This window comes from Ruegeria sp. TASC047, from assembly GCF_059612445.1.
In genome coordinates this window covers 298,381-312,166 of sequence record NZ_JBXWQP010000054.1, presented here as the reverse complement: position 1 = coordinate 312,166, position 13,786 = coordinate 298,381, and the positions used below count along the sequence as shown (strand labels likewise).

At 56.7% G+C, this 13,786-nt stretch carries 11 protein-coding genes; 10 read left to right on the top strand and 1 reads right to left on the bottom strand.

Annotated elements, in window-relative coordinates:
* The first annotated feature begins 173 nt into the window (after positions 1–173).
* On the top strand, positions 174–1,733 hold the full coding sequence (locus tag AC2FLO_RS20490; protein WP_496803996.1) for an acetolactate synthase large subunit: 1,560 nt from the start codon (positions 174–176) through the stop codon (positions 1,731–1,733).
* A 399-nt stretch (positions 1,734–2,132) separates the two neighbouring features.
* Positions 2,133–2,890 (top strand): IS5 family transposase gene (locus AC2FLO_RS20485; RefSeq protein WP_496752368.1). Its coding sequence is split into 2 segments (ribosomal slippage): positions 2,133–2,454 and positions 2,454–2,890, totalling 759 coding nucleotides; the frame shifts between segments, so codons are not numbered across the junction.
* A gap of 55 nt (positions 2,891–2,945) precedes the next feature.
* Here AC2FLO_RS20485 and AC2FLO_RS20480 read toward each other — a convergent pair.
* A complete protein-coding gene (locus tag AC2FLO_RS20480) occupies positions 2,946–4,289 on the bottom strand; it encodes an aminotransferase-like domain-containing protein (RefSeq protein ID WP_496752366.1) in 1,344 nt (447 codons plus the stop codon).
* A 90-nt stretch (positions 4,290–4,379) separates the two neighbouring features.
* On the opposite strand from AC2FLO_RS20480, the gene AC2FLO_RS20475 reads away from it, so the two are divergent.
* The 8 genes from AC2FLO_RS20475 to AC2FLO_RS20440 all read left to right on the top strand — a co-directional run bounded on the left by AC2FLO_RS20475 (position 4,380) and on the right by AC2FLO_RS20440 (position 13,730).
* A complete protein-coding gene (locus AC2FLO_RS20475) occupies positions 4,380–5,516 on the top strand; it encodes an MFS transporter (protein ID WP_496752364.1) in 1,137 nt (378 codons plus the stop codon).
* Between the two features lie 200 nt (positions 5,517–5,716).
* A complete protein-coding gene (locus AC2FLO_RS20470; RefSeq protein ID WP_496752362.1) occupies positions 5,717–6,349 on the top strand; it encodes a tyrosine-type recombinase/integrase in 633 nt (210 codons plus the stop codon).
* 193 nt (positions 6,350–6,542) lie between these two features.
* Positions 6,543–7,835 (top strand): amidohydrolase family protein, encoded by a 1,293-nt coding sequence (locus AC2FLO_RS20465; RefSeq protein ID WP_496752360.1) that lies wholly within the window; start codon positions 6,543–6,545, stop codon positions 7,833–7,835.
* A 48-nt stretch (positions 7,836–7,883) separates the two neighbouring features.
* Positions 7,884–8,867, top strand: coding sequence for a BMP family protein (locus AC2FLO_RS20460; protein WP_496752358.1), 984 nt, complete (start codon positions 7,884–7,886; stop codon positions 8,865–8,867).
* The gene (locus AC2FLO_RS20455; protein ID WP_496803997.1) at positions 8,848–10,242 is read left to right on the top strand and encodes an amidase; all 1,395 of its coding nucleotides are present in this window, start codon (positions 8,848–8,850) and stop codon (positions 10,240–10,242) included. The genes AC2FLO_RS20460 and AC2FLO_RS20455 overlap by 20 nt, the downstream gene beginning before the upstream one ends.
* Positions 10,239–11,759, top strand: a complete 1,521-nt coding sequence (locus AC2FLO_RS20450) for an ABC transporter ATP-binding protein (protein ID WP_496752353.1) — start codon at positions 10,239–10,241, stop codon at positions 11,757–11,759. The genes AC2FLO_RS20455 and AC2FLO_RS20450 overlap by 4 nt, the downstream gene beginning before the upstream one ends.
* Entirely contained in the window at positions 11,749–12,792 is a 1,044-nt protein-coding gene (locus AC2FLO_RS20445; protein WP_496752351.1) for an ABC transporter permease, read from the top strand. The genes AC2FLO_RS20450 and AC2FLO_RS20445 overlap by 11 nt, the downstream gene beginning before the upstream one ends.
* Positions 12,789–13,730, top strand: a complete 942-nt coding sequence (locus AC2FLO_RS20440; protein ID WP_496752349.1) for an ABC transporter permease — start codon at positions 12,789–12,791, stop codon at positions 13,728–13,730. The genes AC2FLO_RS20445 and AC2FLO_RS20440 overlap by 4 nt, the downstream gene beginning before the upstream one ends.
* Positions 13,731–13,786 lie beyond the last annotated feature (56 nt).

The following is a 13,786-nucleotide window of genomic DNA, read 5'->3' as shown; positions in this document are numbered from 1 at the left end:
GATTGCAGCCCGCATAGCCGCCATTCATGCAGTGCTCAGCAATATTGATATTAAGACGCCAACTTGGGAATAGCTAAAATTTGAAGACCCGCGAGTGTTCACGGGCGTTTTCACTTACATCGGGACAATCTGTCTCCTAAACTTCGCCAGACCCTTTTTAAACGGTGGATCAAGTGAACGGCGCAGAATCGTTAGTCAAAACCTTCTTGCACTGCGGCGTGGATACCGTATTTGCCAATCCTGGCACATCTGAAATGCATTTTGTCGCAGCCCTTGATGACCACCCCGAGATGAATTGCGTTTTGTGCCTTTTCGAAGGTGGTACGACGGGCGCTGCAGATGGCTACTATCGTATGAAGCGAGACGTTGCAGGTACGTTGCTTCATCTTGCGCCAGGGTTTGGCAACGCATTTGCAAATCTACATAACGCCCGAAAATCCGGTTCTGGGATTGTGAATGTGGTCGGGGATCATGCAACGCATCACCTGCGCTACGAAAGCCCGCTCAAAGGCGACATCGTCGGCATCAGTCAGGCCGTGAGCCATTGGACACGGGTTTCTGGGGATGCCACGAGTGTTGCCGGGGACGGTGCTGCAGCAATACAGGCTGCCCGGTCTCAAAACGGCCAGATTGCCACGCTGATCCTTCCTGCCGATACCGCTTGGGAGACCGCCAATGGTCCGGTGACGACAAGCTTGCCAACCCAGCGATGTCATCGCCCGTCCATCGATGATATCGAAGCTGCGGCTGCACGCCTGACTACGCAACAAGCTGCCCTTATGATTGGGGGGGGCGCTCTTTTTGGGCCGCTTCGCGAACTGGTTGGCAAAATTGCGGCGGAAACAGGATGCCGGGTGCTGGCCGACACGCTGATCCCCCGCATCTCAAAGGGTGCTGGGGCGGCAAAATTGGATCAGTTGGTTTATCCGATCACACCCAAAATCGCTCAGCTTGATGGCACATCCTCAGTCACCTTGTTAGGCACCGACAGGCCCGTCGCTTTTTTTGCCTACCCGGGTAAGCCAAGTGTCCCTGAGCCATCGGATTGTCCGGTTATAGATCTTTGTAGACCAACGGATGATATCGACTGGACGCTTCAATCCCTGGCGGATGCCGTCGGGGTGTCCAGCACAACCTCGGCGAACAAATATCCTCTCGAATTGCCTTCCATTCCTAGCGGACAGCTGACGTTGGCGAAGGTTGGTCAGACCCTGGCGGCTCTGATCCCCGAGAACGCTATTTTGTGCAATGAATCAGTGACTTCCGGGTTCCACGTCATTCCACCGACCGCTACGGCTCGGCCGCACGATTTGCTTGCCGGAACGGGTGGGGCAATCGGCCTGTGTCTGCCCTGCGCAACCGGCGCGGCGATTGCCTGTCCGGATCGGAAGGTCATTGCCCTGACGGGTGACGGCTCAGCCATGTACACATTGCAATCCTTGTGGACCATGGCGCGCGAAAACCTCGACATAACCGTGATCGTATTTGCTAACCGAGGGTATCAGATCCTTCGGGATGAGCTTACGAATGTCGGTGTAGAGAGCTTTGGTCGAAATGCTCAAGCAATGTTTGATGTAGAGAATCCAACGCTCGACTGGCTGTCGTTGGCAAAGGGGCATGGTGTACCGGGGACACGTGTCGAAGAGATCGAGGGTTTTGCCAAGGCACTGTCTGCCGGAATTTCCAGCGACGGTCCTTCCTTAATCGAAGTTGTTTGCCCCTCACTCGCTTGAATGCAACCTCGTTTGCAAAAAGAACGATTTGCGAGATTGACTGGACCTCGCGGCCCTTAAAGGAGCGCATATCCGGCAACCAATAAGTTCGAGAGCACCAAGATAACATGAAAACGGAAGGTAGCGAAGATTATCATGGCGTAGGAATATGAGCGGTCCCAACTAGCGTTGGCACCACCGCCAAACCACAATTCAAACCTTCAGCTCTTCGAATACGTCAAACCAAGGCATTTCGAAATCATCACTGAATGCTGTCGGGTCACACCTTGCCTGCGCTTCTATGATCACGGTGTCATGATAGGTTTGAAGCCACCGATATTTCTCTAGGTTCTGGACCTATTAATTTGTTGCCGTCATCCCGCCTGCGTGATTCATACCCGTGAGTTTCAGGGGTATAACATGAGCAATCTATTCTGGTTGCCTGACGAGCAGATGGCGCGGCTTCAGCCTTACTTTCCAAAGAGCCATGGTAAGCCGAGGGTTGATGATCGACGCGTTCTGAGTGGAATTATTTTCATCAATCGCAATGGGTTACGTTGGTCCGATGCGCCGCGCGAATATGGGCCGCCAAAGACACTGTACAATCGCTGGAAACGATGGAGCGATATGGGTGTGTTCGCTCGGATCATGAACGGGCTGGCTGCGGAGGGAACCGATCATAAGACCATCATGATTGACGCAACATACCTCAAAGCGCACCGCACGGCTTCCAGCCTGCGGTTGAAAAAGGGGGGCGTGGCAGGCTGATAGGGCGCACCAAGGGTGGTATGAATACGAAACTGCACGCTGTTACTGACAGTCTGGGACGCCCCATCCGCTTCTTCATATCCGCTGGGCAGGTGAGCGATTACACGGGCGCCAGGGCTCTGGTGAACAGTCTGCCATCGGCTGACTGGCTGCTGGGAGATCGAGGCTATGACGCCGACTGGTTCCGCGAAGCCCTTAATGACAGGGGAATAAAGCCCTGTATCCCAGGTCGAAAGTCACGCGACAAGCCCGTCCGATACGACAAGCGCCGCTACAAACGACGCAACCGCATTGAGATCATGTTCGGACGCCTGAAGGATTGGCGGCGCGTCGCCACCCGATATGACAGATGCCCAAAAGTCTTCCTGTCGGCCATCGTTCTAGCAGCCACCGTGCTGTTCTGGCTGTAAATCAATGAGTCTGGAGCCTAAGCACCAATTCGCTGCAGTTGCGCCAAAGTCTGCATCAGAATATTAATGACGTTGAAGCCTCTTCGACCACCTCTCTGACTGTGTCAAAGGCCTGCGGCAGTTCATCTTTCGGAATGCCGCCAAAGGCCAGTCGTAGCGCTTGAGGTACAGCAACTGTAGTAGCAAAGGGTTCTGCCCCGGACGCCGAAATACCGCGCTCCTTCAGGCGTGTAACAACAGGCTCAGCTCTGACACCCTTTTCCAGCGGCAACCATGCAAAACCAGCGTTGCGATGCCCGAGAACTGCCGATCCACCCAGAACAGCCCGGCAAATCTTCTGGCGCTCAGCTCCGTCCTGCCTTCGGGCTGCTTCGGAATTGGCCAGTGTACCGTCCTCGACCCAGCCTGTGACCAGGCCGGAAATCAGAGCCGGGACATTCCAGGTCGTCGCTCTGATTGCTTCGAGCAATCTGTCGAGATGAGCCAACGGGGAAACCACGTAGCCCAGTCGTAACCCCGTCGCGATACTCTTTGAGAAACCGCCCACATAAACCGTTCGTTCCGGCGCGAGTGAAAACAAGCTGGGCGGCGGGTTCGGCTCCAGAAAGGCATAAGCCGCATCCTCGATGATCAGAAGATCATGTTTCCGTGCGGTTTCGATGATCCACAGGCGCGTCAATTCATCCATCACAGCCCCCAAGGGGTTATGGACTGTCGGCATTAAATAGACCGCACGTATCTTCCTGTCGCGACATTGCCGGTCCAGCTCCTCCGGGTCCATTACACCGACCCGCCCCTCCACCGGAACAAGTTCGATGCCCTGAAGCGCAGCAATAGATTTAAAGCCCGGATAAGTCAGCGTATCTGTAGCGATTGCTTCTCCACGCCGAAACAGCCCGAGTACAATGGTTGCCAATCCATGCTGCCCGCCAGATGTAATCAGAAGGCACTCGGGGTCAATTGGACCAAGAATTGAAGCAAGACTGCTGGCAATGATCCGGCGTTCATGCGCGCGCCCACCATGGGGTTGATAGCGCAGCATGGCCTCTAGGTCCCCTGCGGCTGCGAGTTGCCGCAGCCCCGCGCGCAGCATATCTGCATCACCCGCCGCGCCGGGCATATTGAAGATAAGATCGACAAAGCCATCGTTGGCAGTCTGCTGAACGCCAAGTGTTGGTGGCAATCCGAGATCGCGCACAAATGTACCGCGACCGGCTTCGCCGACAATCAGTCCTCGTCGTTCGAGTTCCCTGTAAGCGCTTGTCGCGGTTGCCAAAGCCACACCAGCCTGTTCTGCAAAAGCCCTATGCGTCGGCAGTTTTGTGCCCGGAACCAGTTTGCCGTTCTGGATCGCGGTAGACAGCATGTCAGCCAGGCGGATGTATCGAGGTTTCTTCATAGCCTCACTGTATCTAGTACAATAGAAAAATTGTCATACATCATTCATCGTGGCATTCCGATCTCAAGTCAATCTTCGAGGTCTGCCCCTATGCCGAAAATGATACCGGTTTCATTTCTCGCCCTTGTTCTCTTTACGGTGACATTTGCCGTGAACCTGCAAGCGCCTCTCTATGATGCCTACGCGGCGGAAAGTGATGTGGGCGCGACAGCCGTAACGGTTGCATTTGCAGCCTATGTCGGGGGTCTGATGCCGACGCTCTTGCTGCTCGGTGGCCTTTCAGACCGGATTGGACGGCGGATTCCGATTGCTTTGGCGCTGATCCTTGGAACCGCAGCGACGGCGCTTCTTGTGCAAGCCCCAAGCTGGATTAGTTTGGTGATCGCACGTTTCATGCTCGGGATCGGCACCGGCCTCGCGACAACAGCGGGAACAGCCTACATGACAGAAATCCTGGGCGCTGATCGTGCGAAGAACGCTGCTCTTATTGTAACTTCGTCGACGTCTCTTGGTTTTGGCGGCGGCGCATTGGCAACTGGTATCAGTCTTGGCCTGCAAGGCCATACGCTCTTACCCGCCAGCTACATTGCGCTTTTCGTAGCCGCTCCGGTACTGGCATTGATTGCCCTGACATTGCCCCGTATCGACAAGCCGAGGCCGGTTTCGCTTGTGCGTCTGCCGGTGTTCCCTGCGGGAACGTGGGTCTTCGGGGCCGCGATGGCGCTGGCATGGTCCACCACTGGCATGACCATCGCTGTCGTTCCGCTGGAACTGGCGGAAAACAATCTCGGAGGGTGGACCGGACTGGTCGTCTTTCTGGCAATCTTCGTGGGTTTTCTGTGTCAGCCGATTGCACGACGCATGACCAACGGGCGTGCCCTTACCCTTGGCTTCATTCTGATCCCGTTTGGCTTCCTGGTTCTTCTGGCCGGTGTCTGGATGAAAATGCTTGCATTGGTTCTGATTGGCACCTGCATCACCAGCGCGGCCAGCTACGGTTTCACCTATCTCGCCTCTTTGGCAGAGGTCTCCTTGCGTGCGACGGACAACCGCGCGCGCGCAACAGCCGGACTACTTGTCTACGCTTACGTTGGCTTCTCTCTTCCAGTGATCGCCAGCGGCGCACTTGCGGATAAGCTCGGCCTTCTATTGGCAATGATCGTGTTCGCAGCAGTCCAGGTCACAGTTACAGCACTCATTGTTGCTGTCTGGAAACATCGAGCATGACCTGCTGAAAGCGCAGTCAGTCCGGTATAAGAACACTGGGTCCACCAAAAGCTAAAGGAAGCAGTCGTTCGTGCTTCCCGCATAATCGATCAATCCGGGCTCAATGCCGACCTCGGAGGCAGCGCGGCAATCCCGTGATATGGTGCCTCGTCGACGTCGGGTTGTCGTTGTGGAGGGCATGGCGGATCGGAGGATCAGTCATGGAAACACCAAACCTACCAGCCATTCGCGCACTTCGCCCGGCCTGGAACAAAGGCCGCATCGTTGGCCAGAAACGGCCGCTGAAGCCAAAGCATGTCTGGGCAATTCGGGTTCGACTCGAATTGGCCGAAAACCATCGCGACCTCGCACTCTTCAACATGGCAATCGACAGCAAGCTGCGCGGCTGTGACCTAGTGAAGATGAAAGTCGTCGATGTCATGGCGTCCGGCCAGATCAAAGAGCGCGCCTCCGTCCTGCAAAGCAAAACGCCGAAACCCGTGCGATTTGAGATTTCCGAAGGCACACGCGCCTCAGTCGAGAAGTGGATGGAAGACGAGCTCATCGTTGGCTCCGAGTACCTTTGGCCTGGCCGCTTCCACGAGCGCTTGCATATCTCGACACGCCAGTATGCGCGGATCGTCCGCGATTGGGTCACATCTATCGGTCTGGAGGCGAGCGCATATGGCACGCATTCGATGAGGCGAACAAAGGTGACCCAAATCTACAAGAAGACGGGCAACTTGCGGGCGGTTCAATTGTTGCTGGGCCACACCAAGATGGATAGCACCGTCCGGTATCTAGGCGTCGAGTTGGAGGACGCGCCAGCAATAGCCGAGGCCATTGAAGTCTAATGACACGGGCCGTCTTCAAGGGCGGCCCACAGTCGCCATCCATCGATACGACGAATTGCTGCGTTCGCATTCCGCCTTGCAGGCATTCGAATTGCGTCAGACTATCCGAAGCGCTGGTTCCTGAAACACAGCAAAAAAATGTAGCATTTTATCAGAATACTTTTACCTTGTGGTCAAATTTGGGGGAAGATGAATGCTCGACATCATCATTAGACAAGCCCAACTGCCGGATGGCCGAGGGCCGTTGGATATTGCGATCAAGGGTGACCGCGTCGCAGAAATTGCCCCCAAGATCAAGGCTGAGGCAGGCGAGGACATTGACGCGGCTGGGCGATTGGTTTCGCCCCCGTTTACCGACCCGCACTTCCATATGGATGCGACCCTGAGCCTTGGAACGCCTCGCATGAATGTCTCGGGCACACTATTGGAAGGCATCGTGCTTTGGGGTGAGCTAAAGCCTCTGCTGACACCCGAAGCAGTAATTGAGCGCGCCATGCAATATTGCGACCTTGCCGTATCGCAGGGATTGCTGGCCATCCGTTCGCATGTGGATGTTTCATCCACACCTTTGGTTGGCGTTGAAGCGCTGTTGGAGGTCCGCAAGCAGGTCGCTCCCTATATTGATCTGCAACTGGTAGCATTCCCGCAAGATGGCCTTTACCGCGCAGAGAATGCAGAAAAAAACTTGATCCAAGCCCTTGATATGGGTGTCGATGTAGTAGGCGGTATTCCGCATTTTGAGCGTACGATGTCGGAAGGTGCCCGGTCGGTCAGGAGACTGGCCGAGATAGCGGTGGACCGAGGTTTGATGCTGGATTTGCATTGCGATGAAAGCGACGATCCAATGTCGCGCCACGTGGAAACCTTAGCCTATGAGACCACGCGCCTTGGGCTTGGCGGGCGGGTAACGGCAAGTCATGTCACAGCGATGCACTCGTATGACAACTACTATGCATCAAAACTCATACCTCTGATCGCGGAAAGCGGCATGAACGTGGTGCCCAACCCGCTCATCAATATAACGCTGCAAGGTCGCTCGGATACCTATCCGCGTCGTAGGGGGCTGACCCGAGTGCCAGAGCTGCGCGCGGCGGGTGTAAATGTCGCCTTCGGGCAGGATTGCACGATGGACCCGTGGTATTCGCTTGGCTCCGCCGACATGTTGGAAGTGGCTCATATGGGCGTGCATGCTGTGCCAATGACATCCCGCGAGGCGATGGAGTGGGCGTTTACGTCCGTTACTCAGAATGGTGCTAAAGCAATGGGCTTGCCCGACCCGACGATCCGCGAAGGCGGCCCTGCCAATATGGTAGTGTTGCAAGCGCAGGACCCGATTGAAGCAGTTCGCATGAAAGCCACCCGGCTTGCCGTTATAAAAAACGGAAAGGTGCTGGCGCGCACGGAACCACGAATGGCCGCGCTTTCGTTGCCTGGCCGTCCCACGACCCTGGATCCCGCAGATTACGCGCCCAGGCCCAATAATTAGGAAGCTCATTAACAAGAAGAATTGCCACCAACAGAAGAGGATCTACCGATGAAACTCACCACAACCCGCCGTCAACTGATGGTCGGCGCTGCGGCCACGCTGGCCCTGCCGGCATATATCCATCGCGTGAATGCGCAATCTGCGATCCGCGTCGCCGGAGTGCACATGTCTCCGGTTGAAAATGCGTGGAACAGCCGCATTCACCTGGCGATGCAGGAAGCCGCCGACGCTGGCCTGATAGAGTATGAGTTTTCAGAAGGAGTAGCGCCGACCGACTATCCCCGCGCGATGCGCGAGTATGCCGAGGGAGGTGCGCAAATCATCTGGGGTGAATCTTACGCTGTGGAGCGTGAAGCACGCGAAGTGGCGGGTGACTACCCCGACACCGCGTTTCTGATGGGGTCTTCCGGTGGGCCAGAAGGTGACAATTTCGGTGTCTTTGGCACACGCAACCACGAGGCAGCCTATCTGGCTGGTATGCTCGCGGGTCAAATGTCCGAAAGCAATGTCTTTGGTTCGGTCGGGGGTTATCCGATCCCCGAGGTGAACCTTTTGATCAATGCTTTCCGCATGGGCGTAAGCGAAGTGAACCCAGACGCCACCTTCGTCAACGGCTTTATCGGTGCATGGTTCGATCCGGCCCGCGCGCAAGAGGCTGCGATTGCCCAGATTGATGCGGGTGCAGACATTCTGTTTGGTGAGCGCATTGGCACTGCGGATGCGGCCCAAGCGCGAGGTGTGAAGGCGATCGGTTCGCTTATCGATTATACTCCGCGATACCCGGGCACGGTTTTTGCCAATGCAATCTGGAATTACGGTCCCACAATCGAGGCCATCGTGGCGGATGTTCAGGCCGGTAATCCAACAGGTCGTAACTACACGGAATATTCCTTTATGGCCCACGGCGGCAATGAGTTGATCTATGTCGCCGATGAAGTGCCCGCCGACGCCATCCCGGGGATGGAGGCCAAACAGGCCGCGATTCAATCCGGTGAATGGGACGTTCCGATTGATGAAAGCGAGCCCTCCTGATCCAGAGGGTTTTGACGTGACCGATGCCACGACTCTTGCAGCTGCCATCACGGCAGGGCAGATCTCTGCCTGCCAACTGATGGAATCAAGTCTTGCCGCCTGCCACGCACGGGCAGATTTGGGGGCCGTGGTATATCTGGACGAAGATATGGCCCGCGATGGGGCAAAGGTTGCAGACGCTTTGCCACCAGACCAGCGCGGGCCATTTCATGGGGTTCCCTTTTTGGTGAAAGACCTCGGTGGTTTCGCAAAAGGGCTGCCGGCGGCGGCAGGATCTGCGGCAATCCGTGCGCGATTTCATAGACCCGAAAGTGACAGCCACCTGCTGCACCGTCTTCGCCGAACAGGCCTGATCCCTTTCGGATTGACCGCAACACCGCCGTTTGGCCTTTCACTAACATGCGAACCCGATGGCATGGCTGTGACCCGTAATCCATGGAACCCCGCACTGACACCCGGTGGTTCATCCGGCGGTGCCGCAGCCGCGGTTGCAGCTGGTATTGTTGCAATTGCTCATGCCACGGATGCAGCCGGGTCCATCAGGGTTCCCGCCGCATGTTGCGGCTTGACCGGGCTTAAGCCTTCTCGTGGCGCGGTGCCCGGAGGCCCTGATTTTGCCAATCACCTGATGGGCATAGCGTCTGAGTTGGTCCTTTCGCGGTCGGTCCGCGATGTGAAGACCGCATTTGACGCGGTAGCCCAGCCCATGGCCCCGGTAAATCTGCCAGAACGCCCCCGCGTCGCATTGGCATTGCCGGAGCGGTGCGGTGCCGACCAGTGCAAGGCCGCGAAAAATGTTGCCGACGCGCTGCGCGATGCAGGCTGTGAGGTGTGCGATATTCGTGCCCCCGACCAATTGGGGGATGAGGCTCACGCAATCGCTCGAACCATACTAGCTGTTTCCATGGCCGAGTGGCTGACTGCGCTCAAGATAACTGATGATGAGCTTCCACCACTTGCCGCAGCCATGGCTGCCGAGGGCCGTGCGACGTCGGCCACAGCGCTTTTTGCGGCCTCACGACAACTCGCACGTGTGACAAATCGATCTCGCAAGCTTTTCAAGTCTGCCGATGCTGTCCTGATGCCGATCCTATCGTCTGCGCCGCCCGATGTAGGCACTTTGGATCTGTCCGGCTCCTCCCCAAACGATCACATGGCGCGGCTCGAGGCTTTTGCCCCGAACGCCGCGCTAGCAAATGTAGCGGGCTTGCCAGCTTTGGCGCTGCCTTTTGGCATGGCAAATGATCTTCCACTCGGCGTTCAACTGATTGGTCCCCCCGGCTCGGATTTTGCGCTGCTGAAACTTGGCGCACTTGTCGAAGCCCGCGCGCCCGCAATCACTTTTCCGCACCCAATCGCAGGCCTGCCCGCATGACCAAGGTTCTGGAACTAAACGGCATTACCAAGCGTTTCGGAACGCTTACCGCAAATGACGATGTGACCCTCACACTAGAAGACGGGGAAATTCTTGCTCTGTTGGGCGAAAATGGTGCGGGTAAGACGACACTGATGAATATTCTGTTCGGCCACTACGCAGCCGATAAAGGCTCTGTCAGGGTGTTTGGCAAAGAACTGCCCCCGGGTCTGCCACGCGCAGCAATCGAAGTGGGTGTGGGAATGGTACACCAGCACTTCACGCTTGCGGGCAACCTCACGGTTCTTGAAAACGTAATGCTGGGTTCCGAACCGCTGACGCGCACGCGTTCTGCTCGTGGCGAGGCGCGCAAGAAACTGTTGCAGATCTCAAAGCGGTTCGGCCTGCCTGTAAATCCAGAGGCCAAGGTTCGGACGCTTTCCGTTGGTGAACGTCAACGGGTCGAGATTCTGAAAGCACTCTATCGCGACGCACGTATTTTGATTTTGGATGAACCGACTGCCGTTCTGGCCCGGCCCGAGGCGATGCGCCTGTTCGAAACGCTGCGTGATATGACAAAAGAGGGCCTCTCGCTTATTTTCATCAGCCACAAGCTGCATGAGGTCATGGCAGCCTCTGACCGTGTGGCGGTGCTTCGTGGCGGCAGGATGGTCGCAGAACGCAAAACACCCGAAACCACACCAGAAGAGTTGGCGGAACTGATGGTTGGCCGCAAGGTTGAGCGTCCCGTACGTCAAGACCATGAGATTGGAGCGCCAGTCCTGATCGCAAAGGACGTGAGCGTGGAAGAAGACGGTGATTTGCGGCTGGATGATGTGTCTTTCGCTGTCCATGCCGGTGAAATCCTTGGTATCGTCGGCGTTTCAGGCAATGGTCAGTCCTCCCTCGGTGCGCTGCTATCAGGATTGGCACACCCAAGTGCGGGTCAGTTAACACTCTTGAACGAAGATATCAGCCATCTGGGCCCGCGCGGCATGATCCGCGTGGGCGCAGGCAGGGTGCCTGAAGACCGGCACGCAGAAGGCGTTGTGGGCGAATTAAGTTTGTGGGAAAACGCAGTGCTTGAGCGCTTGCGCACACCGAGATTTTCGCACCGCGGCTTTGTTCGACAACGCGCCGCCCGGGATTACACTGCGGGGCTGATAGAACGTTTTGATATCCGCGGCGCCAGCCCCGACACGCGAACAAGGCTGCTGTCCGGCGGCAATATGCAAAAGCTGATCCTTGGCCGGGTTCTGACCAATGGGCCGCGTTTCGTGCTCGCAAACCAGCCAACGCGTGGTCTTGATGAAGGTGCAATTGCTTCAGTTCATGCCGAGCTTTTGGGAGCACGGGCCGAAGGTGCCGCAATCCTGCTCATCTCAGAAGAATTGGAAGAAGCTGTAGCCCTGTCAGACCGAATACAGGCCATCGTAAAAGGTCGCTTGTCAGAATCGATATCGGCTGATGAAGCCGACCCACAACGCCTTGGCCTGATGATGGCAGGTGTCTGGAAGGAAAATGATGATGCGGCTTGAACGACGCTCACATGTGCCGCTGCATCTTGCGATCATTGCACCACTGGCCGCGATCTTTGCTGCATTGCTTTTGGCCGCAGGTCTCATCGCTGCTGCTGACGTAAATCCGCTAACGGCGTATGGCGAAATGGTGAATGGCGCATTCGGCTCGCGCCTTTCCATCGCTGAGATGTTGACCCGCGCCACTCCGCTTATCTTTACGGGGCTTGCCGCAGCTGTCGCCTTCCGAGCGCGGCTTTGGAACATCGGGGGCGAGGGACAGTTCTTTGTTGGGGCGCTAATCACCGCTTGGATCGGTCATTCACTCGGGGTTCCAGGGTGGATAGGTATTCCGATCTTGATGTCGGCGGGCATGGCGGCAGGCGCGGCCCTTTTGGCAGGACCTGCCTTTTTACGCTTACGTTTCGGCGTGGATGAGGTGGTGACAACCCTGCTGCTCAACTTCATCGTGATCCTTTTTGTTGGCCTCATGATTGAGGGCCCTTTGCGCGATCCGCTGGCCTTTGGGTGGCCCTCTTCGGTGCCCGTAGACGGGGATTACCGCCTTCCGGATCTGATCCCCCGTACACGTCTCCATATCGGGCTGCTTTTTGCTATCGCAGCGGCAAGTGCTGTTTGGCTGATCCTTGCGCGTACTGTTTTTGGCGCTGAAACACGCGCCGCAGGCTTAAATGCCAGTGCCGCTGCCTTTGCCGGAATTTCTCTGCCCCAAACGATCATGGGTGTTGCCTTGCTTTCGGGAGCGCTGGCAGGGCTTGCCGGGTCTGTCGAAGTCATGGGGGTCACTGCGGGGGTCACCACCACTATGAGCCCCGGATTTGGTTATGCAGGCATTGTCGTCGCTATGCTCGCCGCTTTGCATCCGGCCGGAGTGGTCGCTGCCGCTGTTTTCGTCGCCACAGTCTTTGTCGGGGCCGACGCCATGAGCCGTGCGACGGGTGTACCCAGTTTCATTGCCGATGTGATCGTGGCGCTGTGCCTGCTCACCATGATCGTGGCCCTTCTTTTCACAACCTACCGGGTGCGCCGATGAGTGATGCAATTGATCTGCTGCTGAATACCAGTCTTTGGGCTTCCGTGCTGCGTATTGCGACACCGCTCATATTTGGTGTTCTTGGTGCGTTGCTTTGCGAACGTTCGGGCGTGCTCAATCTGGGAATCGAGGGGATCATGACCATGGGGGCGATGAGCGGTTGGCTTGTCGTCTACATGGGCGCGCCATTGCTTGCAGGCCTCATTTTTGCAGCGTTTTGCGGCGCGGTGATGGGATTGCTTCATGCCATGCTGACAGTTCCACTTGGGCTTTCGCAACACGTCTCAGGGCTGGGCATAACGCTGTTTGCATCCGCTTTAGCCTATTACCTGTACAGGTTACTTGTTGAGGTGGGAGATCTGCCTCCTACGATCGAGGCTTTTAAGCCGCTCGATCTTCCGGTCCTGTCAGATATTCCCGTTTTGGGACCGATCCTTTTCAACCAAGCTTTGCCGACCTATCTGGCGCTCACTGCGGTGGCTGTGATGGCCTATGTTCTTGCCCGCACGCCTTTGGGGTTGGCCATTCGTATGACCGGGGAGAACCCTCATGCGGTTGAGGCGCAGGGGCTGAACCCGATCCGTATCCGTATCGGCGCAGTTGTTGTCGGGTCGGCTTTGATGGCGGTTGGCGGGGCCTTCCTGACCACAACGGCGTTCAACAGCTTTTTCCCTGGCATGGTGCAGGGGCGCGGTTGGATTTGCATCGCATTGGTAGTCTTCGCTGGCTGGCGGCCCGGTAAGGCTCTGATTGGCGCGATGTTGTTCGCTTTCTTCGATGCCTACCAACTGCGATTGCAGACAACGGTTGAGGGTGTGCCATATCAGTTGTTCCTTATGGCGCCGTATGTACTTTCGATCGTTGCGCTGGTCCTTGTCGCCCGCAGAGCCGAAGTCCCAGCGGCGTTGATGGCACCCTACCGACGCGGCGAACGTTAGTGGCATATTTTCGAACATATTGGCCAGGAAACGATAAATTCAACAAAACAAACATC